Annotated in this window: 27 protein-coding genes; 20 read left to right on the forward strand and 7 right to left on the reverse strand. The window is 34.9% G+C overall.

Annotation, left to right across the window (positions count from 1 at the left end; genetic code table 11):
- Nucleotides 1-102: 102 nt before the first annotated feature.
- On the reverse strand, nt 103-294 hold the full coding sequence (locus DN392_RS17820; protein ID WP_061671842.1) for a DUF3896 family protein: 192 nt from the start codon (nt 292-294) through the stop codon (nt 103-105).
- Nucleotides 295-617: 323 nt separating this feature from the next.
- Between DN392_RS17820 and DN392_RS17830 the strand changes: the two genes are divergently transcribed.
- Together DN392_RS17830 and DN392_RS17835 are read left to right on the forward strand one after the other, a co-directional pair.
- On the forward strand, nt 618-2,081 hold the full coding sequence (locus DN392_RS17830; RefSeq protein WP_061671843.1) for a flavin monoamine oxidase family protein: 1,464 nt from the start codon (nt 618-620) through the stop codon (nt 2,079-2,081).
- An 84-nt stretch (nt 2,082-2,165) separates the two neighbouring features.
- Complete coding sequence (locus DN392_RS17835) at nt 2,166-2,750, forward strand: GNAT family N-acetyltransferase (protein ID WP_001068733.1); 585 nt, start codon at nt 2,166-2,168, stop codon at nt 2,748-2,750.
- Between the two features lie 24 nt (nt 2,751-2,774).
- Here DN392_RS17835 and DN392_RS17840 read toward each other — a convergent pair whose 3' ends face one another.
- On the reverse strand, nt 2,775-3,677 hold the full coding sequence (locus DN392_RS17840) for an aldo/keto reductase (RefSeq protein WP_088321514.1): 903 nt from the start codon (nt 3,675-3,677) through the stop codon (nt 2,775-2,777).
- Between the two features lie 165 nt (nt 3,678-3,842).
- On the opposite strand from DN392_RS17840, the gene DN392_RS17845 reads away from it, so the two are divergent.
- The gene (locus DN392_RS17845; RefSeq protein WP_000613442.1) at nt 3,843-4,793 is read left to right on the forward strand and encodes a CobW family GTP-binding protein; all 951 of its coding nucleotides are present in this window, start codon (nt 3,843-3,845) and stop codon (nt 4,791-4,793) included.
- Between the two features lie 97 nt (nt 4,794-4,890).
- Here DN392_RS17845 and DN392_RS17850 read toward each other — a convergent pair whose 3' ends face one another.
- Nucleotides 4,891-5,361: a GNAT family N-acetyltransferase gene (locus DN392_RS17850; protein WP_000172415.1), complete on the reverse strand. Its 471-nt coding sequence runs from the start codon at nt 5,359-5,361 to the stop codon at nt 4,891-4,893.
- Nucleotides 5,362-5,496: 135 nt separating this feature from the next.
- Complete coding sequence (locus DN392_RS17855; protein ID WP_001126160.1) at nt 5,497-6,447, reverse strand: metal ABC transporter substrate-binding protein; 951 nt, start codon at nt 6,445-6,447, stop codon at nt 5,497-5,499.
- Nucleotides 6,448-6,714: 267 nt separating this feature from the next.
- Here DN392_RS17855 and DN392_RS30450 point away from each other — a divergent pair, with 267 nt between their 5' ends.
- Together DN392_RS30450 and DN392_RS17860 are read left to right on the forward strand one after the other, a co-directional pair.
- Nucleotides 6,715-6,864, forward strand: coding sequence for a hypothetical protein (locus tag DN392_RS30450; RefSeq protein WP_000540925.1), 150 nt, complete (start codon nt 6,715-6,717; stop codon nt 6,862-6,864).
- A 115-nt stretch (nt 6,865-6,979) separates the two neighbouring features.
- Nucleotides 6,980-7,639 (forward strand): oxidoreductase, encoded by a 660-nt coding sequence (locus DN392_RS17860; protein ID WP_001042748.1) that lies wholly within the window; start codon nt 6,980-6,982, stop codon nt 7,637-7,639.
- A 29-nt stretch (nt 7,640-7,668) separates the two neighbouring features.
- Here the strand turns inward: DN392_RS17860 and namA are convergent, their stop codons facing one another.
- Entirely contained in the window at nt 7,669-8,706 is a 1,038-nt protein-coding gene (gene namA / locus DN392_RS17865; RefSeq protein WP_001083630.1) for an NADPH dehydrogenase NamA, read from the reverse strand.
- Nucleotides 8,707-8,839: 133 nt separating this feature from the next.
- Between namA and DN392_RS17870 the strand changes: the two genes are divergently transcribed.
- The 6 genes from DN392_RS17870 to DN392_RS17895 all read left to right on the forward strand — a co-directional run bounded on the left by DN392_RS17870 (nt 8,840) and on the right by DN392_RS17895 (nt 13,709).
- On the forward strand, nt 8,840-9,292 hold the full coding sequence (locus DN392_RS17870; protein WP_000283889.1) for a methylated-DNA--[protein]-cysteine S-methyltransferase: 453 nt from the start codon (nt 8,840-8,842) through the stop codon (nt 9,290-9,292).
- 7 nt (nt 9,293-9,299) lie between these two features.
- On the forward strand, nt 9,300-10,313 hold the full coding sequence (locus DN392_RS17875; protein ID WP_081113510.1) for a DUF2628 domain-containing protein: 1,014 nt from the start codon (nt 9,300-9,302) through the stop codon (nt 10,311-10,313).
- 76 nt (nt 10,314-10,389) lie between these two features.
- Nucleotides 10,390-12,051 carry a peptide ABC transporter substrate-binding protein gene (locus DN392_RS17880; protein WP_000824537.1) on the forward strand — a complete coding sequence of 554 codons (1,662 nt, stop codon included), beginning with the start codon at nt 10,390-10,392 and terminating at the stop codon, nt 12,049-12,051.
- 58 nt (nt 12,052-12,109) lie between these two features.
- On the forward strand, nt 12,110-12,526 hold the full coding sequence (fosB, locus tag DN392_RS17885) for a FosBx1 family fosfomycin resistance bacillithiol transferase (RefSeq protein WP_048566540.1): 417 nt from the start codon (nt 12,110-12,112) through the stop codon (nt 12,524-12,526).
- Nucleotides 12,527-12,538: 12 nt separating this feature from the next.
- Nucleotides 12,539-13,084, forward strand: coding sequence for a short-chain dehydrogenase (locus tag DN392_RS17890; RefSeq protein ID WP_088321513.1), 546 nt, complete (start codon nt 12,539-12,541; stop codon nt 13,082-13,084).
- 13 nt (nt 13,085-13,097) lie between these two features.
- Nucleotides 13,098-13,709, forward strand: coding sequence for a phosphoserine phosphatase 1 (locus tag DN392_RS17895; RefSeq protein WP_000859187.1), 612 nt, complete (start codon nt 13,098-13,100; stop codon nt 13,707-13,709).
- Between the two features lie 45 nt (nt 13,710-13,754).
- Here the strand turns inward: DN392_RS17895 and exsB are convergent, their stop codons facing one another.
- A complete protein-coding gene (gene exsB, locus DN392_RS17900; protein ID WP_000817495.1) occupies nt 13,755-14,333 on the reverse strand; it encodes an exosporium protein ExsB in 579 nt (192 codons plus the stop codon).
- A 181-nt stretch (nt 14,334-14,514) separates the two neighbouring features.
- Here exsB and cotH point away from each other — a divergent pair, with 181 nt between their 5' ends.
- From cotH to DN392_RS17940, 8 genes are all read left to right on the forward strand, one after another.
- Nucleotides 14,515-15,591, forward strand: coding sequence for a spore coat protein CotH (cotH, locus tag DN392_RS17905; protein WP_000937988.1), 1,077 nt, complete (start codon nt 14,515-14,517; stop codon nt 15,589-15,591).
- Between the two features lie 106 nt (nt 15,592-15,697).
- Nucleotides 15,698-16,315, forward strand: a complete 618-nt coding sequence (locus DN392_RS17910) for an NUDIX hydrolase N-terminal domain-containing protein (RefSeq protein WP_000216908.1) — start codon at nt 15,698-15,700, stop codon at nt 16,313-16,315.
- 109 nt (nt 16,316-16,424) lie between these two features.
- Nucleotides 16,425-17,027 (forward strand): undecaprenyl phosphate transporter UptA, encoded by a 603-nt coding sequence (uptA, locus tag DN392_RS17915; protein ID WP_000881203.1) that lies wholly within the window; start codon nt 16,425-16,427, stop codon nt 17,025-17,027.
- A 96-nt stretch (nt 17,028-17,123) separates the two neighbouring features.
- Nucleotides 17,124-18,503 (forward strand): putative polysaccharide biosynthesis protein, encoded by a 1,380-nt coding sequence (locus tag DN392_RS17920; protein WP_002108481.1) that lies wholly within the window; start codon nt 17,124-17,126, stop codon nt 18,501-18,503.
- 184 nt (nt 18,504-18,687) lie between these two features.
- Entirely contained in the window at nt 18,688-19,629 is a 942-nt protein-coding gene (locus DN392_RS17925) for a magnesium transporter CorA family protein (protein WP_000932392.1), read from the forward strand.
- A 198-nt stretch (nt 19,630-19,827) separates the two neighbouring features.
- Nucleotides 19,828-20,724 (forward strand): permease, encoded by an 897-nt coding sequence (locus tag DN392_RS17930; protein WP_000418724.1) that lies wholly within the window; start codon nt 19,828-19,830, stop codon nt 20,722-20,724.
- A 3-nt stretch (nt 20,725-20,727) separates the two neighbouring features.
- The gene (locus tag DN392_RS17935) at nt 20,728-21,597 is read left to right on the forward strand and encodes a TIGR03943 family putative permease subunit (RefSeq protein WP_000488061.1); all 870 of its coding nucleotides are present in this window, start codon (nt 20,728-20,730) and stop codon (nt 21,595-21,597) included.
- 195 nt (nt 21,598-21,792) lie between these two features.
- Entirely contained in the window at nt 21,793-22,299 is a 507-nt protein-coding gene (locus tag DN392_RS17940) for an acyl-CoA thioesterase (RefSeq protein ID WP_000141167.1), read from the forward strand.
- A gap of 126 nt (nt 22,300-22,425) precedes the next feature.
- Here DN392_RS17940 and DN392_RS17945 read toward each other — a convergent pair whose 3' ends face one another.
- Complete coding sequence (locus tag DN392_RS17945) at nt 22,426-22,512, reverse strand: YjcZ family sporulation protein (RefSeq protein ID WP_000505094.1); 87 nt, start codon at nt 22,510-22,512, stop codon at nt 22,426-22,428.
- A gap of 160 nt (nt 22,513-22,672) precedes the next feature.
- On the opposite strand from DN392_RS17945, the gene cls reads away from it, so the two are divergent.
- The gene (cls, locus tag DN392_RS17950; RefSeq protein ID WP_061671848.1) at nt 22,673-23,857 is read left to right on the forward strand and encodes a cardiolipin synthase; all 1,185 of its coding nucleotides are present in this window, start codon (nt 22,673-22,675) and stop codon (nt 23,855-23,857) included.
- The last annotated feature ends 23 nt before the right edge of the window (nt 23,858-23,880 follow it).

Here is a 23,880-nt window from a genome sequence, read left to right on the forward strand (position 1 = left end):
ATATACCTCGCAATCTTAATGTACATCCTATTATATATTTACTTACGAAAAATGCGTAATAAAATGCTCAAAATAAAAAATGGATAAACCACTTATCCACTTTTAACGAGGAAAGCCTCGTTCATAATGATTCATTTCGACTAAATTTAATATATATTCGTAGTTATCAATCTCAAGTTTTAGTTGTTCACGCTCTTTTTTAGATAGTTGTTTACTACTAAGTTTGTTGCATAGTTGGTGTTTCTTTCCTTCTAAATACTTCTTTGTAGCGTGGTAGTCGTAAGTTTGTTTCATTTTCAACCACTCCTTCTTTGCCGTTGCTATATTATACGAAGCGTGATGAGGTGTGAAAGCTAACTCTTATGTACTTTTAGTGAATATTCCACTTGCTATGTTGTTATGTTTATAGGAATTTATGAATAAAATGCACTAAACCACTAATGCCCATTTTATCCCGCATTAACGGGCAGTAAAACTCCCACCTCAAAATTCGGCTGGAGCAAAGAAGTTAGGTGGGAGTTTTACTGTCCATAAAAGCCCGATTGGTCAACTAATAATCAGTGGGGGAAGAACCCCCACTGATTATAGTTTCACTTTATGAAGTAAGGGGTGGAATTGTGCAGAAAGATATAATGTATAACACTGACATGGATGAAACGTTAAAAGTTATAAATAAAGGATTAAAGAAGACGACGAACCCGAAGCAAATTATCGTAGTAGGGGCTGGTATGGCTGGGTTGGTTTCGGCATCATTATTAAAGGCTGCAGGACATGATGTGAAGATTTTTGAAGCAAACAACCGGGTAGGTGGCCGCATAGAGACGGTTAGAATGGAAGATACCGGATTATATTTAGATGTTGGGGCAATGAGAATTCCGTATTCGCACACATTAACGATGGCATATATAAGAAAATTTGGGCTACAGGTGAGCCCGTTTATTAATAGGAATGAGACTGATATCATTTTCGTAAATGGCCGGAAAACGACATTAAAACAATACGAAAAAGATCCAAATATATTAAAGTATCCTGTAGAAATGAATGAAGTCGGAAAAACGTCTGAGGAGCTATTATTGTTAGCGGTACAGCCCATTATAAATTTTATAAAAAAGAACCCAGAGAAAAACTGGGATGTTGTAGTAAAGGATTTTGGGAGGTACTCTACAGGACAATTTTTAAAGTATCATCCTTATCAATATAATACGTATTTCTCGCCAGTAACAATTGAGATGATCGGTGTTCTATTAGATTTGGAAGGTTTTTTGGAAAGGTCATTTGTTGAGACACTACGCTTTTTATACATTATGCAGGAGGAGAGTGGATTTTGTGAAATAGTAGGCGGAAATGATAGATTACCAAAGTCTTTCTTACCACAATTAGAAGAAAATATTATATATAATCAAAAATTAATGAAGCTACATCAACACGATAATGGTGTGACAGCTTTTTATCGAAACGAGGAAACTTTTGAATATAGTAGTATTACAGGGGATTTAGTTATTATTACAATTCCATTTTCGACAATGCGCTTTGTGGAAGTAGATCCATTTGATTCTATATCTCATGAAAAATGGAAAGCAATTCGTGAATTGCATTATATGCCAGCGACAAAAATAGGAATTCAATTTAAAAGTCGATTTTGGGAAGAACAAGGACAGTTAGGTGGCAGGATTATAACGGATTTACCAATTCGTTACGCCTATTATCCAAGTCACGGAATTGGAGAAAAAGGGCCTGCTATGATGTTAGGAAGCTATACATGGTCTTATGATGCGGTGTTATGGGATGGGTTATCAAAAGGTGATCGTATTTATTACACACTACAAAATTTAGCGACAATACTAGGCGGTCAAGTATATGATGAGTTCATGTCTGGCATATCAAAAAGTTGGACATTGGATCCATATGCACTTGGAGGGTTTGCGCTATTTCAGGCAGGGCAAGAATCTGAGCTACAACCAGCGATTATAAAACCAGAGGGGAGATTATACTTTGCAGGTGATCATACAACGTTATATCACGGATGGATACAAGGTGCAATTGAATCTGGAGTTCGTGTAGCGGTAGAGGTAAATGATTAAAATGTGTAAAATTCAGAAATTTCTTTACTGTATGGTTTGAGATGGATATTATTATATATAAAAGAATTAAAAGGAGTGTTGAAAGTGAATCCGTTATTATTCGATTTTCCTTCTGAATTTTATACTGATAGGCTATTTATTCGAATGCCGAAACCGGGTGACGGTAAAGCTGTATACGATGCAATTCAAGCTTCTATGAAAGAATTAAAACCTTGGATGGTTTTTGCACAAAAAGAGCAAACAGAGGAAGAAGTAGAAGTGAGCATTAGAAAATCGCATATTCAATTTTTGCAGCGTGAGGATTTAAGATTACTAGTTTTTTCGAAAGAAACAGGTGAATTTATTGCATCAGCTGGATTGCATCGTATTAATTGGGATATACCTCAATTTGAAATTGGGTATTGGATTGATTCAAGGTTTAGTGGAAAGGGTTATATGGTAGAGGCTGCAAAGGGTATAACGGATTATGCTTTTTCTGAGCTGAAAGCAAACCGCGTAGAAATTCGATGTGATTCTTTAAATAAGAAGAGTAGAGCGATACCTGAGAAATTAGGATTTAAGTTAGAAGGTACATTGGAAAGTGCGAGTGTAGCGGTAGATGGAAATGGGTTAAGGGATATGTGTGTATTTGCCATGACTAGAAATACATATGAAAAAGAAGAGCTGTAAAGAAACAGCTCTTCTTTTTGTGTATTATGGTACAGGATGTCCATTAGAGCTTTCGAAAATTGTAAACCATTGTTGACGATCTAAATTAACTTTTGTAGCAAGAGCGGCTGTTTTAACACGATCTAGTTTACCAGATCCAACGATTGGCATCATGTTAGCTGGATGAGCAAGCAGCCATGCATACATAACTGTATCGATGCTAGTAACATTTAGTTCAGTGGCAACCTTTTGTAACGTTTCACGTACACGTATGGCACGTTCTGATTGACCAGTAAAGATTTCTCCGCCAGCAAGAGGCGACCAAATCATAGGATTGATTCGCTTTTCTTGGCATAAATCAATTGTCCCTTTTTCGAAATGTTCAAGCTGCATCGCAGATACTTCAATTTGATTTGTAATGAGCGGGAAATCTAAATAAGAACTTAACATATTAAACTGTGAAGGTAAAAAGTTAGATACACCGAAGTGACGGACTTTTCCTTCTTGCTTTAAGCGTGAGAACGCTTCTGCTACTTCATTTGGATCCATAAATGGATCAGGGCGATGAATGAGCAGTACATCAATATAATCTGTATGTAAGTTTTGTAATGAGTCTTCCGCGCTTTTTATTATATGTTCAGCACTAGTATTGTAGTGCGCAACATATCGCTCTGGAAATTTTGGTGATGGGGGAGCGATTCCACATTTTGTGATAATTTGCATGTCTTCGCGTAAGGAAGGCTTGAGTTGTAACGCTTCTCCAAATAATCCTTCACACGTATAGCCGCCATAAATATCAGCATGATCGAAAGTAGTAATTCCCATATCCATACAAGCTTCCATAAAAGAAAGTAACTCATGCTTTGTCATATTCCATTCTGCTAAACGCCAAAAACCTTGAATAATACGAGAAAATTCTAGTGTTTCGGCCATTTGAACTCGTTCCATTATAAGTACCTCCTTGATGAATGAATCATTTTTTGAAAAGGCTTTCTTGCTACATATTATTATATAGTTACAGTATCGTACATACAACAAATATGTTTTGCTACAAAAACGATTTTCTCTATATGCTATAATGTAGAAACATATAGCTATAAGGAGATGTAATGGATGATTCCAGTAACAATATTAACGGGTTTTCTAGGGTCAGGAAAAACGACATTATTAAATCGTATTTTATCAGAGAATCACGGTCAGAAATTAGCAGTGATCGTAAATGAAATAGGGCAAATTGGTATTGATAATCAGTTGATTATGAATGTAGAAGAAGAGATTATGGAGATGACGAATGGATGTTTATGTTGTACTGTACGTGAAGATTTACTCGTCGCTTTAAAACAATTACTGGACGTAAAAGCAGAAGGGAAAATGGATTTTGATGGATTAGTAATTGAAACGACTGGTCTTGCAAATCCAGGTCCGATTATTCAAACATTCTTTCTAGATCCTGTTATTCAATCTGCATACCAAATTAACGGCGTTGTAACAGTAGTAGATAGTTATCATATACATAAACATTTTGAAAAAGGACTAGAAGCAAAGGAACAAATTGCATTTGCTGATGTCGTTTTAGTAAATAAATTAGATTTAGTGGGTGAAAGTGAAAAGGAAAATCTCTTGCAGGAACTGCAAGGTATTAACCCAACTGCAAAGTTAATCGAGGCGACTAACTGTGATGTGGATATTCAATCGTTACTACAAATTCAGACGTTTAAAACGAAAGATACGTTACAAATTTATCCCCATACAGAGCATAATCATCTAGAAGGTGTAAAATCGTTTGTACTGCGTGAAGAACGTCCGTTAGATTTACAAAAACTAAATGAATGGATGTCAGCTGTCGTTCAAGAACTAGGTGAATATTTATATCGCTACAAAGGAATTTTATCGATTGATGGAGTAGATAAACGTATCGTTTTCCAAGGTGTGCATACATTGTTTGCTGCATCATACGATAGAGAGTGGCAAGAGGGCGAAGAACGAGTAAGTGAAGTCGTGTTTATCGGAAAAGATATTAATAAAGAATGGTTCCAAGAACATTTTGAGGAGTGTGTGAAATAAGTCTGCATATATTGCAGGCTTATTTTTTGGAATTAACTAAGTACCCTATGGAAAAATGCTAGATTGCAAAAGACGAAGGATAATAAAAAGCCCGTTTTCACAGGCTTGTATGTTCATCTAATAGTAACTCCATTACAACACCTACAACTGGACCTTCGTCATCAATATCACCATTTAAACGGAAACCAAATGACTCGTATAATCCCATTGCGAGTTTGTTGTCTGGATGTAAACTTAAATAAATTATTTTACATTCAAATTTATCTTGTAAGAATTGAATGAGTATGCGAAGGAAACGTTTTGCGTATCCTTTTCCTTGATATTGCTCGTCAATCATAAAGCGATCTAACCACACACTTTTACGTTTTTCCCAATACCATCCATACATTGCGTATCCTACTAGTGTTTCTCCATCATATAAACCTACTGACGTTCCGTTTCCCTCATATAATGCTTCTGCTAGAGAAAACGCATTGCTTTCAATAAATTGCTGCTGGTCTTTTGCGACGTTTAAAGCAGCTACCGAACGCCAATTTTTTGCTGTAACTTCACAAATGTGAAGAGTCATAATTCCAACTCACCTTCTAAATTAATATAGCTTAAAAGCTAATATGGATAATTTTACTTGTTATTTTGGTCAAGTCAAGTAAGAACAAATAAAAAAGAAGCTGAATGACATATTCAGCTTCTTTTAAAAATTTGATTAGTTAGTAGCTTCTTTTAATGTATTTACGTTTTCTTCCATTAAAGTGAAGTAATCTTTATTATTTTTCGCATCGTCTTCAGAAATAGTAGCTAAGTGATTTAAGCGTAAAATTTTTGTACCCGTCTCTTTTTGAATTACGGACGCTACCTTTGGTGTAGAGAATGTTTCAAATAAAATATATTGTAGATTATGTTCTTTTACTGTTTTTGTAATGTCAGCAAGCTGTTTTTGAGATGGTTCATCAGAAGCTGAAATACCAGCGATAGCAATTTGTTTCAGGCCATAGCGTTGTTCCCAGTATCCATAAGCTGCGTGAGAAACTAAAATATCTTTCGTTTTTGCATTCGCAACTGCTGCTTTAAATTGATCGTCTAAATCAGTAAATTTTGTTTGAAGTGCTGCGAAGTTTTTTTCGAACTCTTGTTTATGATCAGGTTGTAATTCTACAAGTGCATTTTTAATTTTTTCTGCCTGTTTCATTGCTAAAGTAGGATCTAACCAAATGTGTGGGTCTTTATCGTGATGATGTTCATCCTCTTTATGACCGTCTCCGTGATCATGATGCTCTTCTTCAGTAGAAGTACGCAGTTCAATACCTTTTGATGCATTTACAATTTTAACATTTTCTTTTTGTAATGCTTTTTCCATTTTTTCAGCAAATGGTTCTAATTCAGCACCGTTATAAACGAATAAATCTGCTTTTGCAACTTGTACTGTTTGTTTTTGACTTGGTTCAAATGTATGTGAATCTGCACCAGGTGGGTAAATCGCTTCAACAGTTACATAGTCGCCACCAATTTTTTTTGCAAAATCTGCAAGAGGAAAAATAGTAGTATAAACAGTTAGCTTTCCGTCTTTCTTGGCATTACCTTCTTTTTTATTTGAGCAGCCAGTAAAAATTAAAGTGAAAATAAGTAAGAATGAAAATATAGTCAATCTTTTAGGCATGAAGTTCTCCTCTTTTCTTTTTTTACGGATATATTTTCCCCAATTATAGAAGAAAAATATCATTTTAATGCAAAACGGAATAATTACGTTTTAGTTTGCGAACTTAGTATAATACATCTTTTATAAAGTTGCAATAAATAATAATCATTCCGATTTGTTTTTGTTATAAAGTTGTCAAATTTGGATGTATTATTTTTAGGAATGCATGCATATGTGACAACGCTACGTTCATATATTTGAAAGGAGGGTGTAGAGGGGGATGAGTGTTTGGGTTACTTAATGGAAGCTATTTTATTGATATTAGCGGTAGTATTACCATTAGCATTAGTCTTAATTTTTTTAAGAAGATTAATAAGTAATTTAGGAGATGCATCAACAGTAACAAAATTGCGAGAGAAAGATGAGAAAAAAGAGTGAGTAAAGCACTATGCGTACGCATAGTGCTTTACTTGTGGTAAAATGAGAGCAGGAAACTCCTAAAAGTTGTATTTTACTGAAGGAGAGAAAAGTAAAATAAGAGGTATATGCATATATGAATAAGCGAACAGCGTTAGTACTTGGTGCAAGTGGTTTAGTTGGACAAGAGATAACGCGTCTATTACTTGAATCAGATTACTACGATTCGGTTACTATTTTTGTAAGGGAACCAATGCAATGGCAACATGAAAAGTTACAGCAAAAGCAAATAGATTTTTCGATGTTAGAGGAATATAAAGAGTTTTTTGCTGTAGATGACGTATTTAGTTGTCTAGGAACAACAATCAAAAAAGCAAAAACAAAGGCAAATTTCAAAAAGGTAGATTATGAATATACGTTACGAGCTGCTTGTTTAGCTGAAAAACAAGGGGTACAAAATTTCCTTGTTGTGTCTTCAATGGGAGCAAAACCTAAATCGTTTTTCTTTTATTCGCAAGTTAAAGGGAGAATGGAAGAGGAATTACAAAAGTTAGTCATTGGTGGTATTCACATTTTTAGGCCATCTTTATTAGTAGGAAATCGACAAGAATTTCGTTTCGGTGAACGAATGGCTGAAAAGTTATCTCGTATCATTCCTTTTATATTTAAAGGGGCTTTCAAAAAGTATAAACCTATTTCAGCTAAAGATGTGGCGAAAGGAATGTATATAACTGCATTGCGAGAAGAATCGGGTATCCATATTTATAATTCAAATGAAATTACAACGATAGAATAAATAAAACCGAGAAGAATGACTTCTCGGTTTTATTTATTTGTAATGATTTTCCCCGGTGCTCGTTTGTATTGATACGGTTCTTCTAACTCAAAGCTAAGTTCATTGGCGGCTATTCTTGGAAAGTAAGGATTGCGAAGTAACTCACGTCCGATAAAAATTAAATCTGCTTCGTTATTATTTAAAATTTGTTCTGCCTGTACTCCAGTCGTAATCAAACCAACAGCCCCAGTTGCAATGTTAGCATGTTCTTTAATATGTTTAGCATATTGCACTTGATACCCGGGATATACATCGATGTGTGCCGGAACAACAGCTCCAGAACTACAATCAATTAAATCTACTCCTTGTTCTTTCATCCAGTTTGTATATGGAACGTAATCTTGAACCGTTAAACCGTCAGGATGATAATCGTTTGCTGAAATACGAACAAATAACGGTCCGTTCCAAACTTCATTTATTGAGTCAATGATTTCACGTAAGAAACGATAGCGATTTTCAGGTGAACCTCCATATTCATCAGTCCGTTTATTAGAAAGTGGAGAAAGAAATTCATTAATAAGATAACCGTGAGCGCCGTGTATTTCAATAACGTCAAATCCAGCTTGTTTGGATCGCATTGCAGCCTCTTGAAAAGCTAATATGGTCTTTTTTATTTGCTGTATACTCATTTCTACTGGGATTTTCATAGTTTCATTAAACGGAATTGCGGATGGAGCGAGAGCATCCGTTTTTAATTCAGCTTTTCTTCCGGCGTGAGCAAGTTGAATGGCGGCTTTTGCGCCGTTATCATGTATAAAAGTTGTCGTTTTATGTAAGCCTTCAATTAGGCTATCATCCCATATACCTAGGTCTTTATTAGAAATTCTTCCTTCAGGTAACACGGCTGTTGCTTCGATCATAACTAAACCAACTTGACCAGCAGCTCTTGTTCCGTAATGAACGTGATGGAAATTAGTTACTTGGCCATCCTCGTTTTCTGATGAATACATGCACATAGGTGACATAACGATACGGTTTTTTAATGTAACGTCCTTAATTGTATAAGGTGAAAAAAGTTCAGAATTCATCCAATAGCCTCCTAGATTTAATTTTCTTACATTTTATCATTCTTGTTTTTGTTTCCCTAATAAAACGCTTATACGAAAAATTTTGTCTATTCGTGTTACAATAATTAATATGAATTGAATTGGAGGATGACATATGTACCAGGCTTATTATGAAAGTGAATTAGGCTTGCTGGAAATTACAGCGAACGATAAAGGAATTACGTCTGTTATATTTGTTGATGAGAGACAAGAAGAACATAAAAATGAAATGATAGATCAATGTATAAATGAGCTAGATGAATATTTTAAGGGGAAAAGAAGAGAGTTTACGGTCCCACTGTCTGCTGAGGGAACAGCATTTCAAAAAAATGTATGGGATGTGCTCTATACTATCCCTTATGGCGTAAGTGCTTCATATTTAGATATTGCAGAGAAGGTCGGAAATACGAAAGCTGTACGAGCGATAGGAGGAGCAAATAGTCGTAATCCAATTTCAATTATCGTTCCGTGTCATCGTGTAATAGGAAAGAGCGGGAAGCTTGTTGGGTATGCGGGCGGTTTATGGAGGAAAGAGTGGTTATTAAATCACGAAGGTATTTTGAAATGACGTATGGATGGGAAGAGGGATTGTTTTGAAATGTATAAATTGTGGGCAAATTTGCGAGGGAGATCGGTTGAATTGTGAAAGTTGCCAGCGGACTTTGCATACTGAACAAGGTGAAGGATGCTCGCTAATAGACAAGGAATTAGAAGTATATGTAGGTAGACAATATCGGTATTACAAAAGGAAATGGGAACTTGAGGATAAGCGGATTGCTAGGTGGAGCTGGAATGGTTGGGCTGCTATTTTCAATGTGGGTTGGCTTGGATATCGTAAGTATTATGTACCTGCAGCATTATTTTTACTGTTATTAGTAGCATGTGATGCGTTTTCTTATTATATGGGCTTCAACGTAGCATTACCAATCATTAATATGGTGCCTCTTACGTTTCTGTTACTCATTTTTATTCTGTTTGGGATGGGGATTTTTGCAAATGGATTATATTATCAATTTGCAGAAAGACGTATATATCGAATAAAAGCACGGGGAATTCAAGATGCATCGGTTGAAAACTATCTCATTCGTGATAGTGGTGGAACGAGTAATGTAGGAGCGACAATCGTTACGATTTTAGCGGTTGCTAGTATCTTTTTCAGCCATTTCTTTTTCCCGACAGATCGAGATATTATTCAAAAAGTTCGTACAAGCTCGCTTTATGAATATCCGTTCTTTTCCATTGGTGAATCGTTTGAAAGTTACTTTAGAAATCCAGGTTGGATATATTATCGTGGAACGGAAGGATTAGAATTAGTAGAATTCCAAGGGGTTAGTCCTGATATGCCAAGGAAGAAGGTGAAAATCCAATTTGTTGTTGATTATAAATTGGGTGAGATTGAGCCGTACTCACTTACGATTAACGGCGAATCTAAAAATGAGGAAGAATTTTTGAAGATAATGGACGAAATATTTAAAGTTCAAAACCCATTTGATATAGAGGATGGATTACAAGTAAAAGAAATAGAAAAAGAAGTGGATAGAAGAGTGTTCTATCAGCTTCTTTTTTTACTGTACAAAAATAATATTTGAAATAATCTGAATCTTTTGTATAATAATATATATTATACTGGCTTTCATTTATACATATAGATTGGGGGAAGGAAGAATGAAAAGAAAAGTAACAATGATTGCTGCAGTTGCATTATCGACTAGTGTATTAGTTGCAGGTTGCGGAAATGGGGAGAAGGCATCTACAACGAAGAAAGAAGCAGGTAAGGGAGCAGCAGAGAAGCAAGTATTAAACTTACTAGAAACAGCAGAAATTCCTTCAATGGATACGTCAAAATCAACAGACTCTGTATCATTCCGTGCTTTTGTAAATGCAATGGAAGGGTTATATCGTTTAGATAAGGATAATAAACCAACTCCAGGTATGGCAAAAGATGTGAAGGTTAGTGAGGATAAAAAGACATATACATTTGAATTACGAGACGCAAAGTGGTCTAATGGTGATCCAGTTCGAGCGCAAGACTTTGTTTATGCATGGCAACGCGCATTAGATAAAGCAACGGCTGCAGAGTATGCATTTATTTTATTTGATGTGAAAAATGCACAGAAAGTAAATAAAGGAGAATTACCGCTAGATCAATTAGGAGTGAAAGCGAAGGATGATAAAACGTTAGTAGTAGAATTAGAACAGCCAGCACCATATTTCCTTGAGCTTACTTCATTCCCTACATTTTTCCCTTTAAATGAAAAATATGTGAAAGAACAAGGGGATAAATATGCATTAGAAGCAGATAAACTATTATACAATGGACCATTTACGATGAGTGAATGGAAACATGAAAGAAGTTATCAGTTAAAGAAAAACCCTAATTATTGGGATAAAGATACTGTGAAGTTAGAAGAAATTAATGTAAATATTGTGAAGGAAACGAGCACGGGAGTAAATTTATATGATAGTGATCAAGCGGACCGTGTTATTTTAAGTTCTGAATTTGTTGATAAATATAAAAAGAATAAGCCAGATGAATTTAAAACGAAGTTAGATCCACGTATGTATTTCTTGCGCTTTAACCAAAAAAATGCAACGTTCAAAAACCAAAAAGTTCGTGAAGCGATTGATCTGGCATATGATAAAAAAGGAATTGCAAATGTTATTTTAAATGACGGATCATTACCAGCATATTTCTTAGTACCTGAAAAATTTACGACAGGACCAGATGGGAAAGATTTCCGTTCTGTAAATAAAAATTTCCGTGATAGTAAAGACAATGCAGAAAAAGCAAAAAAATTATGGGAAGAGGCGAAGAAAGAACTTGGCCAAGATACAATTACAGTAGAATTTCTAAATGATGATAACGGTAGCCGTAAAAAAGTGGGCGACTTTATTAAAGAAGAGTTAGAGAAGAATTTACCTGGTATTAAAGTGAATTTGAAACAACAACCATATAAGCAGAAGCTAGAGTTAGAAAAGAAATTTGAATATGAATTCTCATTATCAGCATGGAGTCCGGACTATCCAGATCCAATGACTTATATTGATATGTTTGTTACTGGAAGTTCATTTAATGAAATGGATTATTCTAACCCGAAGTATGATGATTTAGTAGCGAAATCAAAAGGAGAGCTATTAAAAGATGATAAAGCACGCTGGAATGCACTTGCAGAAGCTGAAAAAATCTTAATTGGTCAAGATGCTGCCATTTCTCCTACGTACCAACAAAGTACGGCTTACTTAGAGAAACCATACGTAAAAGGTATTGCGAATCATACGTTTGGTGGGGACTTCAGTTATAAATGGGCATATGTTACAAAGAAATAGTATAATAAAAGATGAGTGAATTTTCACTTATCTTTTATTTGTATAGGAGGAATTAGAGTTGGTAAAGGGAATCAATCATCTTTGTTTTTCAGTGTCTAATTTAGAAAAATCTATTACATTTTACGAAAAAGTACTAGAAGGAGAATTATTAGTTAAAGGGAGAAAACTTGCATATTTTAATATATGTGGGGTATGGGTAGCACTTAATGAAGAAACACATATTCCGAGAAATGAGATTCATCAATCTTATACGCATATTGCGTTTTCAGTTGAACAGAAAGACTTTGAACGTCTACTGCAGAGATTAGAAGAAAACGATGTTCATATTTTACAAGGAAGAGAACGAGATGTAAGGGATTGTGAGTCTATATATTTTGTTGATCCAGACGGCCATAAGTTTGAATTTCATTCAGGGACATTGCAAGACCGACTTAATTATTATAGGGAAGATAAACCTCATATAACATTTTACTAAGGGGAGAAGACGTTGCATGTGCTAGTAATTGGTGGAACAGGAATGCTAAAGAGAGTTTCTATGTGGCTTTGTGAGCAAGGGTTTCATGTTTCCATTATTGGAAGAGATGAAGGGAAATTAGAAAATGTTAAGCGAGAGAGTGCTACACCAGAAAGTATCACATGCCTTCCGTTAGATTATCATAATGATGAAGATGTAAAGTTAGCTATTAAACGTACAATTGAGAGGAATGGCCCAATAACATTAGTTGTCGCATGGATACACGCAAGCGCAAAGGATGCGTTATCACTCGTTTGTAAAGAATTAGACTTGTCGTCTGAAACATACAACGTTTTTCATATTTTAGGTAGTAAAGCGTCGCGTATACCCGCACAAAAAATAGGTGGTACGCGATGTAGCTACCATAGAATAATATTAGGTTTTATATTAGAAGATACATACGGGAGATGGCTTACCTATGAAGAAATATCGGATGGGGTAATAAAAGGAATTGAGAGTAAATGTGATGAATGGATTGTAGGACGAGTAGAACCGTGGGAATTGCGGCCAACATGGTAAGGGGGAATGTGAAATGAAAACAACTGTATATGTAACAAGGCACGGTGAGACGGAATGGAATGTAGCGAAACGAATGCAAGGGCGGAAAAATTCTGCTTTAACTGAAAATGGTATGTTACAAGCAAAGCAATTAGGAGACCGAATGAAAGATTTATCTATCCATGCGATCTATAGTAGTCCAAGTGAAAGAACCCTACATACTGCAGAGTTAATAAAGGGCGATCGTGATATACCGATAATCGCGGATGAGCATTTCTATGAAATTAACATGGGTGAATGGGAAGGACAGACAATTGATGATATAGAAAGCCAATACCCAGACGAAATACAGTTATTTTGGTATGAGCCACATCTTTTTCAATCCACATCAGGAGAAAATTTTGAGGCTGTTCAAAATAGGGTAATGGAGGGGATACAGTTCCTTTTAGAAAAGCATAAAGGAGAAAGTATATTAATTGTCTCCCATGCGGCAGCGGCAAAATTACTTGTAGGACATTTTGCGGGTATTGAAATAGAAAATGTATGGGATGATCCATTTATGCATAGTGCTAGTCTTAGTATAATAGAATTTGAAGAAGGAAAAGGTGCAGTGAAGCAATTTGCAGATATAAGTCATTTTCAATAAACGTAAAAAAGGCCGCAAAACGGCCTTTTTTTGTAGGCATAAAAACTAGCAATTACGTTTTTTATACCAGAAGTGATCGAATTTCTTGTTTTTGCAAGATGGGAATTTATGTCCGCCTTTGCAATCATTCCACTTATGCCCGTCATCGTGACAGTCTTTACCATGATCACAATCATCATCGCAAGATCTACCGTGTCCGTGAGGGAAGAATTCGCATTTTTTACAGAAACTGCGTTTTGTCCAGAAAAATTTCTTTTCAAAGCGTATGCATTTTGTAACGAAAGTACAATGCTTTCTGCGAGTACGTTTTGTAACTAAAACGCATTCTTTTCTACGCGTTACTTTCGTAACGAACGTCCATTTTTGAACGCGTACACGAGTACATTTCGTAACGAATGTCCATTTTTTTACATGCGTACATTTTGTAACGAACGTACAATGTTTCACGCGAGTACATCTTGTTCTTGGACATTTACCCCCAGTTGTACATTTACATCCTGTTGTACATCGATGATGAGAGAATTTATCATCATCGCACTCAAAAGTACTTGGATCTTGGTGTAAGAAATCCTCCATCCCAGCACTTTTGATTTCTTCAACCGCTTTTCTAATATCACGTTTCATAGAAATCCTCCTTATCATGTATTAAGTTGAAAAGGTATTCTTTTTCCTTAACATGATATGAGATATGAAGTCTTTCTGAACAGGACAAGAGTGTAATTTTATATAAATAGTTGATAGCGGATGTATGGACAAGACAAGGCGCATACATTGAATGAAGAGAACTGAGAAGGGATGAGAAAACATGCTGCCTTCATATGATTTTTTTATTCATCCAATGTACTTAGTGGAATTGAAAAAAGACATTTGGTCAGATAGTCCAGTGCCAGCAAAATTAACTTATGGAAAAAAGAAGTATGATATTGATATCGTATACCGGGGTGCTCATATTCGTGAATTTGAGAAAAAGTCTTATCATGTTATGTTTTATAAACCGAAAAAATTTCAAGGTGCGAAAGAGATTCATTTAAATTCTGAGTTTATGGATCCGTCTCTTATACGAAATAAATTATCGTTAGATTTTTTTCATGATATTGGTGTACTTTCACCAAAATCACAACATGTGTTTATAAAAATTAATGGTCAAATTCAAGGTGTATATTTACAGTTAGAATCAGTTGATGAAAACTTTTTGAAAAATAGAGGATTACCAAGTGGTTCTATTTATTATGCGATAGATGATGATGCGAATTTTTCTTTAATGAGTGAGAGAGATAAAGATGTTAAGACCGAGCTATTTGCGGGTTATGAATTTAAATATTCGAATAAAAATAGTGAAGAACAATTGAGTGAATTTGTATTCCAAGCGAATACTTTGTCGAGGGAATCTTATGAAAAAGAAATTGGGAAGTTTTTGCATGTTGATAAATATTTACGATGGTTAGCTGGCATTATTTTTACACAAAACTTTGATGGTTTCGTTCATAACTATGCACTATATCATAACGATGAAACGAATTTATTTGAAGTGATACCGTGGGATTATGATGCGACTTGGGGGCGAGATGTCCAAGGGAGACCACTTAATCATGAATATATTCGTATTCAAGGTTATAACACGTTAAGTGCAAGATTGTTAGATATACCTGTATTTAGAAAGCAATACCGAAGTATTTTGGAAGAAATATTAGAAGAACAATTTACCGTTTCATTTATGATGCCGAAAGTTGAAAGTTTGTGTGAATCGATTCGTCCATATTTACTACAAGATCCATATATGAAAGAAAAATTAGAAACATTTGATCAAGAAGCTGATATGATCGATGAATATATAAATAAAAGAAGAAAGTATATACAAGACCACTTACATGAATTGGATTAATTTTGAAAGAGATTGGAACATTATCAATCTCTTTTTTTGTATAATAAAGATGTATCAACAAAACTGACTTACTATTCACTTAAAAGAGTATGGGGGATGTGGAAACATGACGGTAAAATGGATTGATTGGGTAAAACAAATACAAGCTATAGCCCAAGCGGGTTTAACGTATTCTAAAGATGTGTATGATATAGAGCGTTTCCAACAATTACGAGATATTTCCATTTCAATGATGTCACATTACACAAAGACAGATTGGGAAATAGTAGAGAAGTTATTTGCAAGTGAGACAGGCTATCAAACACCTAAAGTTGATATAAGAGCAGTCGTTTTTCAAAATGAAAAGTTATTATTTGTGAAAGAAAAAAGTGATGGGAAATGGGCATTACCAGGTGGATGGGCCGATATCGGTTATACGCCAACAGAAGTAGCGGCAAAAGAAGTTTTAGAGGAGACGGGTTATGAAGTAGATGATTTTAATCTACTCGCTATATTTGATAAAGAAAAACATCAACCATCGCCTTCAGCAACACACGTATATAAAATTTTTATTAGCTGTAAGATTATTGGTGGCGAAAAGAAAACTAGTATTGAAACAGAAGATGTGGAGTTTTTTGGTGAGAATGAATTGCCTAATTTATCGATTGCTAGAAATACAGAAGAGCAAATTAAAGAAATGTTTGCCTACATGAAAGAACCTCAAAAAGAAACATTAATAGATTAATTATGCTTATGCCGATAATATTGTTGAAATGAAGATATTGGCAGAATGCGACCTTTATGTAATAATGGGATGGTATGGTATGTGAAGAAAAAAGGAGATAGAAAATAAAATGTTAGCAAGCATAATAGATCAGTTATTGCAATTTTTTGCAAGCTTAGGTTACTTTGGAGTAGCGCTAGCTTTAATGATTGAAATTATCCCGAGTGAAATTGTACTTTCGTATGCTGGATTTTTAGTAGCGGATGGTAAAATTAGTTTTGTTGGTGCAGTTATCGCCGGAACTATTGGTGGTACTTTAGCCCAAATCTTTTTATACTGGCTTGGATATTACGGAGGGCGTCCGGTTGTAGAGAAATATGGGAAATATCTACTTATTAATAAACACCATTTAGACATAGCAGAAGGTTGGTTTAAGCGTTACGGAGCAGGAGTAATCTTTTCTGCACGCTTTATCCCAGTCGTACGTCATGCAATCTCTATTCCAGCAGGATTAGCTAAAATGCCGTTAAAACTATTTACACTATATACAGTAGTTGCGATTATTCCATGGTCAATACTATTTATATACTTAGGTGAAAAGCTTGGTGGAAATTGGCGACACATTAAAGAGTATGCATCTGATTACACACATTACATAATTATAGGAGCTGTTCTCTTTGTTGCTCTATACTTCGGTTTAAAGTATTTAAAAAAGAAAAAAGCAGCGCGTTAAAGTCAATGATTTTTCATTGGCTTTTTTATTTGTTTCGGTTCTAAAAAAAAGGAGTTGTCCATAATGTGTAATAATAAAGCGTAGCGGAGGAATGTGATGAAAGGGTCACCGTTTATACGTGGAACGATATTTTTAACGATGGCAACGATGATATCTAAAATGTTAGGATTTATATATGTTATACCGTTTACAGCAATGGTCGGTACGAGTGGGTACGTTTTATACACGTATGCTTATCGCCCATATACGATTATGCTCAGCATTGCGACGATGGGACTACCACTTGCCGTTTCAAAAATGGTATCAAAATATGATCAACTGAATGATTATCATACGGTTAAGAGAGTGCTAAAGAGCGGTATCTTTTTTATGTTAATAATGGGAGTAATCTCATGTTTTACGCTATATATATTAGCTCCACATTTAGCTAAACTTGTAATCGATGGAAATGATCAAACAGGGAATAGTGTAGCAGCGGTCACTACTAATATCCAAATTGTAAGTTTTGCGTTAATACTTGTACCGGTAATGAGTTTATTAAGGGGATTCTTTCAAGGGTTTCAATCGATGGGGCCTTCTGCTTTAAGTGTAGTTGTTGAGCAGTTTTTTCGGGTCTTAACCATTTTAATAGGAAGCTTTGTCGTTTTATATATTTTAAAAGCTTCTGTCTCGCTAGCTGTTGGTATTTCAACGTTCGGTGCTTTTATGGGAGCGATAGGTGGATTAACAGTTCTAAGTGCGTATTACATAAGGAGGAGAAAGCACTTAAAGAAAAAAGAGATGGCAAGTATACCGCAAACAACGAAATCTTTCTTCTCACTGTATAAGGAGCTCTTTACATATTCAATACCGTTTGTTGTGGTTGGTTTAGCAATTCCGTTGTATCAGACGATTGATACATTTACAATTAATAAACTACTTATACAAATAGGGTATATGCAAGGAGAAGCGGAGAAGATAAATGCAATAATTGGTCTTGTTCAGATGGTTGTACTCATCCCAGTTTCCGTTGCGACTGCTTTTAGTATGTCTCTCGTACCTGAGATGACAAAAGCCTATACAGCAGGGAATGTGAAGTTACTGTACAAACATTTTACGAGAACGAATGTATTAGTAGTAGGTATTACGGTACCAGCGGCGATTGGAATGATGTTGTTAGCAAAACCAGTATATACTCTTTTATTTGGTGCCGGAAATGATCCGGAGATGGGGAGAGTTATTTTACAGTATTATGCTCCTGCCTGTATACTATTTTCGCTTTTTACAGTAACAGCTGCGATGTTACAAGGAATTAATCAGCAACAGAAAACAGTGCTAGGATTAGGTATTGGCATTATAGTAAAGATAGTTTTAAATATCGTATTGCTTCCGTATTTCGATTATGTAAGTTTTATTATTTCAACATACGCTGGTTATACGATTTCAGTTGGCTTTAACTTGTGGATGCTTTCTAAATATGTTATAAAGGCAACATAAGCTTTTTAAGGCAGAGAGCACTCTGTCTTTTTCTTTGTTTAGAATATTTTTCTTATAAAAACGTTTTCAAAATAATTTTTCTATTGAAATTTAAACGTATGTTTCATATGCTGAGAATGGCGGTTCAAAAACTGTTATGTAAGAGAGGTAGATTCCTACATGTAAAAAGAATCGGGGTGATAGTATGTTAAATATTTATTTAACAGACCGAAACGGAAAACTACAAGAGGTTGAGGAAATGCAAAAGGGTTGCTGGATTAATGTACTTCATCCAACGGAAGAAGAAATTCAATATCTAGTACAAACTTTAAATGTAGACTTAGATTTCATTAAAGACCCTTTAGATGATGAAGAACGCTCTCGTATTGAAAAGGAAGACAATAATACTTTAATAATCGTGGATATTCCAACAGTTAGACATGATGAAGAAGGAAATTCGATTTATGACACGATTCCAATAGGTATGATTGTAATGCCAGATTGCTTTGTGACAATTTGTTTAGAAGAAAACCCAATTTTCGAACGCTTTATTAATCAACGTATTAAAGAATTTTATACGTTTAAAAAGACACGCTTTGCACTTCAGCTCTTATATACGATTTCTACTTATTATTTAAGATACTTAAAGCAAATTAACAGAAAAACAATCGATTTAGAGCATCAATTAAATAAGTCGATGAAAAATAAAGAGATTTTCACATTGCTAGGCCTTGAAAAAAGTTTAGTTTACTTTACAACATCATTAAAGGCGAATAAAATTGTAATTCAAAAATTAATGCGTAACAGTACATTTTTAAAAATGTATGAAGACGATCAAGATTTATTAGAAGATGTATTAATTGAAAATAAACAGGCTATTGAAATGGCGGAAATATATAGTCACATTTTAAGTGGAATGATGAATACTTTTAGCTCCGTTATATCAAATAATTTAAATAGTGTTATGAAACTGTTAACGTCTATTACAATCATTTTATCATTACCAACGATGGTTTCTAGTTTCTTTGGAATGAACGTAAAGGTTCCGTTTGAAGGGGAAGCACATGGTTTTGTAATTGTACTTATAATATGTGTAACACTATCTTTCACATTAGCGTTTGTTTTTTGGAAGAAACGTTACTTTTAACGAGAAGAAAGCTGCTCTAGCATAGTTATATAACTGCGCTAGAGCAGCTTTTTTGCTATGAAATCGAAAGTTTTGAATAGAATATAACTTATAAAATGTAATGTATATGAAGGAAATGAATTCCGTATAAGCCTTGTCCAATTCATAAAATGGGGTTAAAATTACATATTGTTAATGAAAAGTTGGAGGAAATACATCATGGAATTGTTTCAATTACCGAAAGCATTCCTGCAAATGAATACAATCTTTATCTCCATATTGATCGAAGCACTTCCTTTTGTGCTCATTGGTGTATTTATTTCAGGATTCATTCAAATGTTTGTGACAGAGGATATGGTAGCGAAATGGATGCCGAAAAACCGTTTTCTGTCTGTTTTAATGGCTACTTTTTTAGGTATGATGTTTCCAGGTTGTGAATGTGGAATCGTTCCGATTGTAAGACGGTTAATCGGAAAAGGGGTTCCACCATATGCCGGGATTGCATTTATGTTAACTGGGCCAATTATTAATCCGGTCGTATTATTTGCAACATACGTTGCCTTTGGAAGTAGTATGCACATGGTATGGTATCGTTCTATCGTAGCGATTATCGTAGCAATTATCGTTGGAATTATATTATCATTTATGTTTAAAGAACATCAATTACGAGATGATCACTTCCCAGAAGTGAATCATAAGCGTCCATTACGTAAAAAAATGTGGGATGTATGTACACACGCTGTTGAGGAATTTTTCTCGATGGGAAAATATTTAGTATTAGGTGCGTTAATTGCAGCGGCAGTTCAAACGTTCGTACAAACTTCAACACTTCTTGCTATAGGACAAGGGCCGTTCTCTTCACCAGCTGTTATGATGGGACTAGCTTACATTTTATCACTTTGTTCAGAAGCGGATGCGTTTATTGCTTCGTCATTCCAAAGTACATTTTCAACAGCATCACTTGTCGCGTTCCTCGTATATGGACCGATGGTGGATATTAAAAATATGTTTATGATGCTTGCGACGTTTAAAACGAAATTTGTAATTGTCGTTACTGTTACAGTTACACTTGTTGTTTATGCAAGCTCACTACTCATTTATGCGATGGGGTGGTAGGTTATGTTTCGAGCATATATATTATTAGGTTTTACAATCTTAATCGCGCAGCTTCATATTTCCGGTAATATTACGAAGTATATCAATATGAAGTATGCTTATTTATCAACAACAGCAGCTATTATTTTAGGGTTTTTAACGGTCGTTCAAATTATTATCGTATTCCAAAAAGAACATCAGAAAGAACAAGAAAAACAAGATTGTAGTTGTGATCATAGCCATTGCGGGCATGATCATTCAAAAGATGAGAATACATGGTGGAAAAAAGCATTTTCGTACTTATTGTTTTGTTTTCCGATAGTCTCAGGATTATTTTTCCCAATTGCAACGTTAGATTCAGATATCGTTAAAGCGAAAGGATTTCACTTTCCAGTTGCGCAAGCAGAAAGTAAAGATCCGTTTATGACAAGGCAATTCCTAAGACCAGACACAAGTATTTATTACGGAAAAGAAGGATACCGTGGTGTAATGGAAAAAGGGAAGAAAGAGTTTGTTACGAAAGATAATATTACTTTAAACGATGAAAATTTTCTTAAAGGAATGGAAACAATTTATAATTATCCTGGCGAGTTTACTGGGAAAAAATTATCTTTTAAAGGGTTTGTTTTCAAAGATGACTCTTCTCAAAAAGAACAATATTTCTTATTCCGTTTTGGTATTATACATTGTGTAGCGGATTCTGGTGTATATGGTATGTTAGTGAAAAAACCAGAAGGGGTAGAATGGAAAAATGATGATTGGATTCAAGTTGAAGGAGAAATATCAACGGAATTTTATCAGCCATTCCATGCGAATATCCCTGTATTAGAAGTAACGAAATGGAATAAGGTTGAACCGCCAAAAGAACAATATGTATTTAGAGGAGCCGATTGATCACATCGGTTCTTTTTTATGGACTAAGAGTTCTGAATGTTGTTAATATTAAACGTGTAGTGATAGTAAGCCCATACCGTTCTAGTGTTAATGGGAAATGGAACTCTTACCGAACTTCTTTGCTCCAGCCGAATTTTGTGGTGGGAGTCTTAATGTCTGCAAATAGCGGGTTAAATAATCAAAGAGGTGATAACAATGACTGAAGTAAAAGGGAAAACAGCTAATGAGTCTAGAGTGTTTAAAACGAGCCGAGTATTTCCAACAGATTTAAACGATCATAATACGCTATTTGGTGGGAAGATATTAGCCGAGATGGATATGGTTGCTTCTATTTCGGCAACAAGGCACGCAAGAAAAGAATGTGTCACAGCATCTATGGATTGGGTAGATTTCTTACATCCTGTTCGCTCTTCAGATTGTGTTAGTTATGAATCTTTTGTAATTTGGACGGGTAGAACTTCTATGGAAGTATTTGTGAAGGTAGTAGCAGAAGATTTAATTTCAGGTGAGAAACGTATAGCAGCAACGTCATTTGTTACTTTTGTTGCACTTAGTAAGGAAAATAATCCGGTTCCTGTGCCGCGAGTTATCCCTGAAACAGAAGAAGAGAAAGAATTACATCGCATTGCAGTGTTACGTGCAGAACAACGCCATATACGTAAGGCGGAGAGTAAGAAAGTAGCTACATTATTAACTTTTTGAGTTGAATATGTAGTCGTTAAAGGTACAATAACAAACGGAAATGTTTTTCATATGAAAAGCGGACACCTAAAAATAGGTGTCCGCTTTTATAGTTTTTTCATCCACATATCATATGACGATAACTACTTAGCAGAAGCAAGCAGCACCGACGATGATTAAGAGGATAAATAATACGACTAATAGCGCGAATCCATTACCATGTGCGAAGCCCATTGTTATTTCCTCCTTTTATTTTAAGATACAACATACAATATGCAAATGAGCTATCGTTTGATATGGACATATATCATGTAATGACATATTTTCTTGAATGATATTGTATTAAAAAAGGGAAGATATAGAAATAACAGTAAGTGGAGGAAGGAAAATATCCATGAAACACTTTTTCGTTGTAATCCTTTGTTTAATAGGTGTATTCATTTGGATGAACATCGATGTGGAAATGGGGAAAAAAATGGCTAGTGAATATGAATTAGGACAAGTTCAATTAGGTGAATTTCAACTATATACGAACGGTGAAGAGTTATATACGAAATTGTTTGAGGATATACGCAATGCAGAAAAGTACATATATATCCATTTTTATATTGTAGGTAAAGATGAAATAAGCAAAGAATTTTTGCAGTTGCTTGAGAAAAAGGCATCGAGTGGAGTAGAAGTAAAATTGTCAGTTGATCGAATAGGTGGATATAAGCTGAAGAAAAAGATAATTCGTCAACTAAAAAGCAATGGTGTCCAGTTTACGTTTAGTAAAAAACCTAAATTGAAACATTTATTCTATTCGTTGCATCAACGAAACCATAGACGCATTGTTACGATTGACGGAAAAGTATCATATATCGGCGGCTTTAACATTGGAAAGGAGTACCTTGGACAAGATCCGAAATTTGGCCCGTGGCGTGATTATCATGTACGAGTTAAGGGGAATGGCGCCACGGATATGGAAAGAAAGTTTGCTGCTGACTGGAAAGAAGATACGGGAGAAAAAATGCCTGTACATAAAAGTCTACCTGCAATTGGGCATGTAAAATATCAATATTTATTTTCAGATGGAAAAGGGTTATGGGAAAAATATGGAGCGCTTTTAAAGCAGGCTAAAAAGTCTTTAATTATTGCTACGCCATATTTTGTACCAAGTAAAGAAATGATGAAAGAGTTAAAAGGTGCATTAAACCGAGGTGTCAATGTGGAAATTCTCGTACCATTTAAAAGCGACGCAGTATTGTTAAAACAAGCTGCCTATCCGTATTTGAGAGAGATGAACCATGCTGGAGCGGAGATTTATCAATATCGGAATGGTTTTTTTCACGGGAAAGTAACAATCATTGATGGAGAAATTGTTGATATAGGTACAGCGAATTTTGATAATAGAAGTTTTTATTTAAATTGTGAATCTAACTGTATCATATATGATACAACAGTTGTTGCTGACGTATGGAACCGATTAAAAGAAGACTTTCATAAATCAAAAAGATTTTCAGAAGAAGACTTTGAGAAAATTAGTAAGTGGGATTGGTTTTTAGCAAGAATAGCAAATGTTATAGCATCATATTTATAACATATAGACAAAAGAGAAGGGAG

The sequence above is a fragment of the Bacillus sp. BB51/4 genome (assembly GCF_008368845.1).
GTDB lineage: Bacteria > Bacillota > Bacilli > Bacillales > Bacillaceae_G > Bacillus_A > Bacillus_A wiedmannii.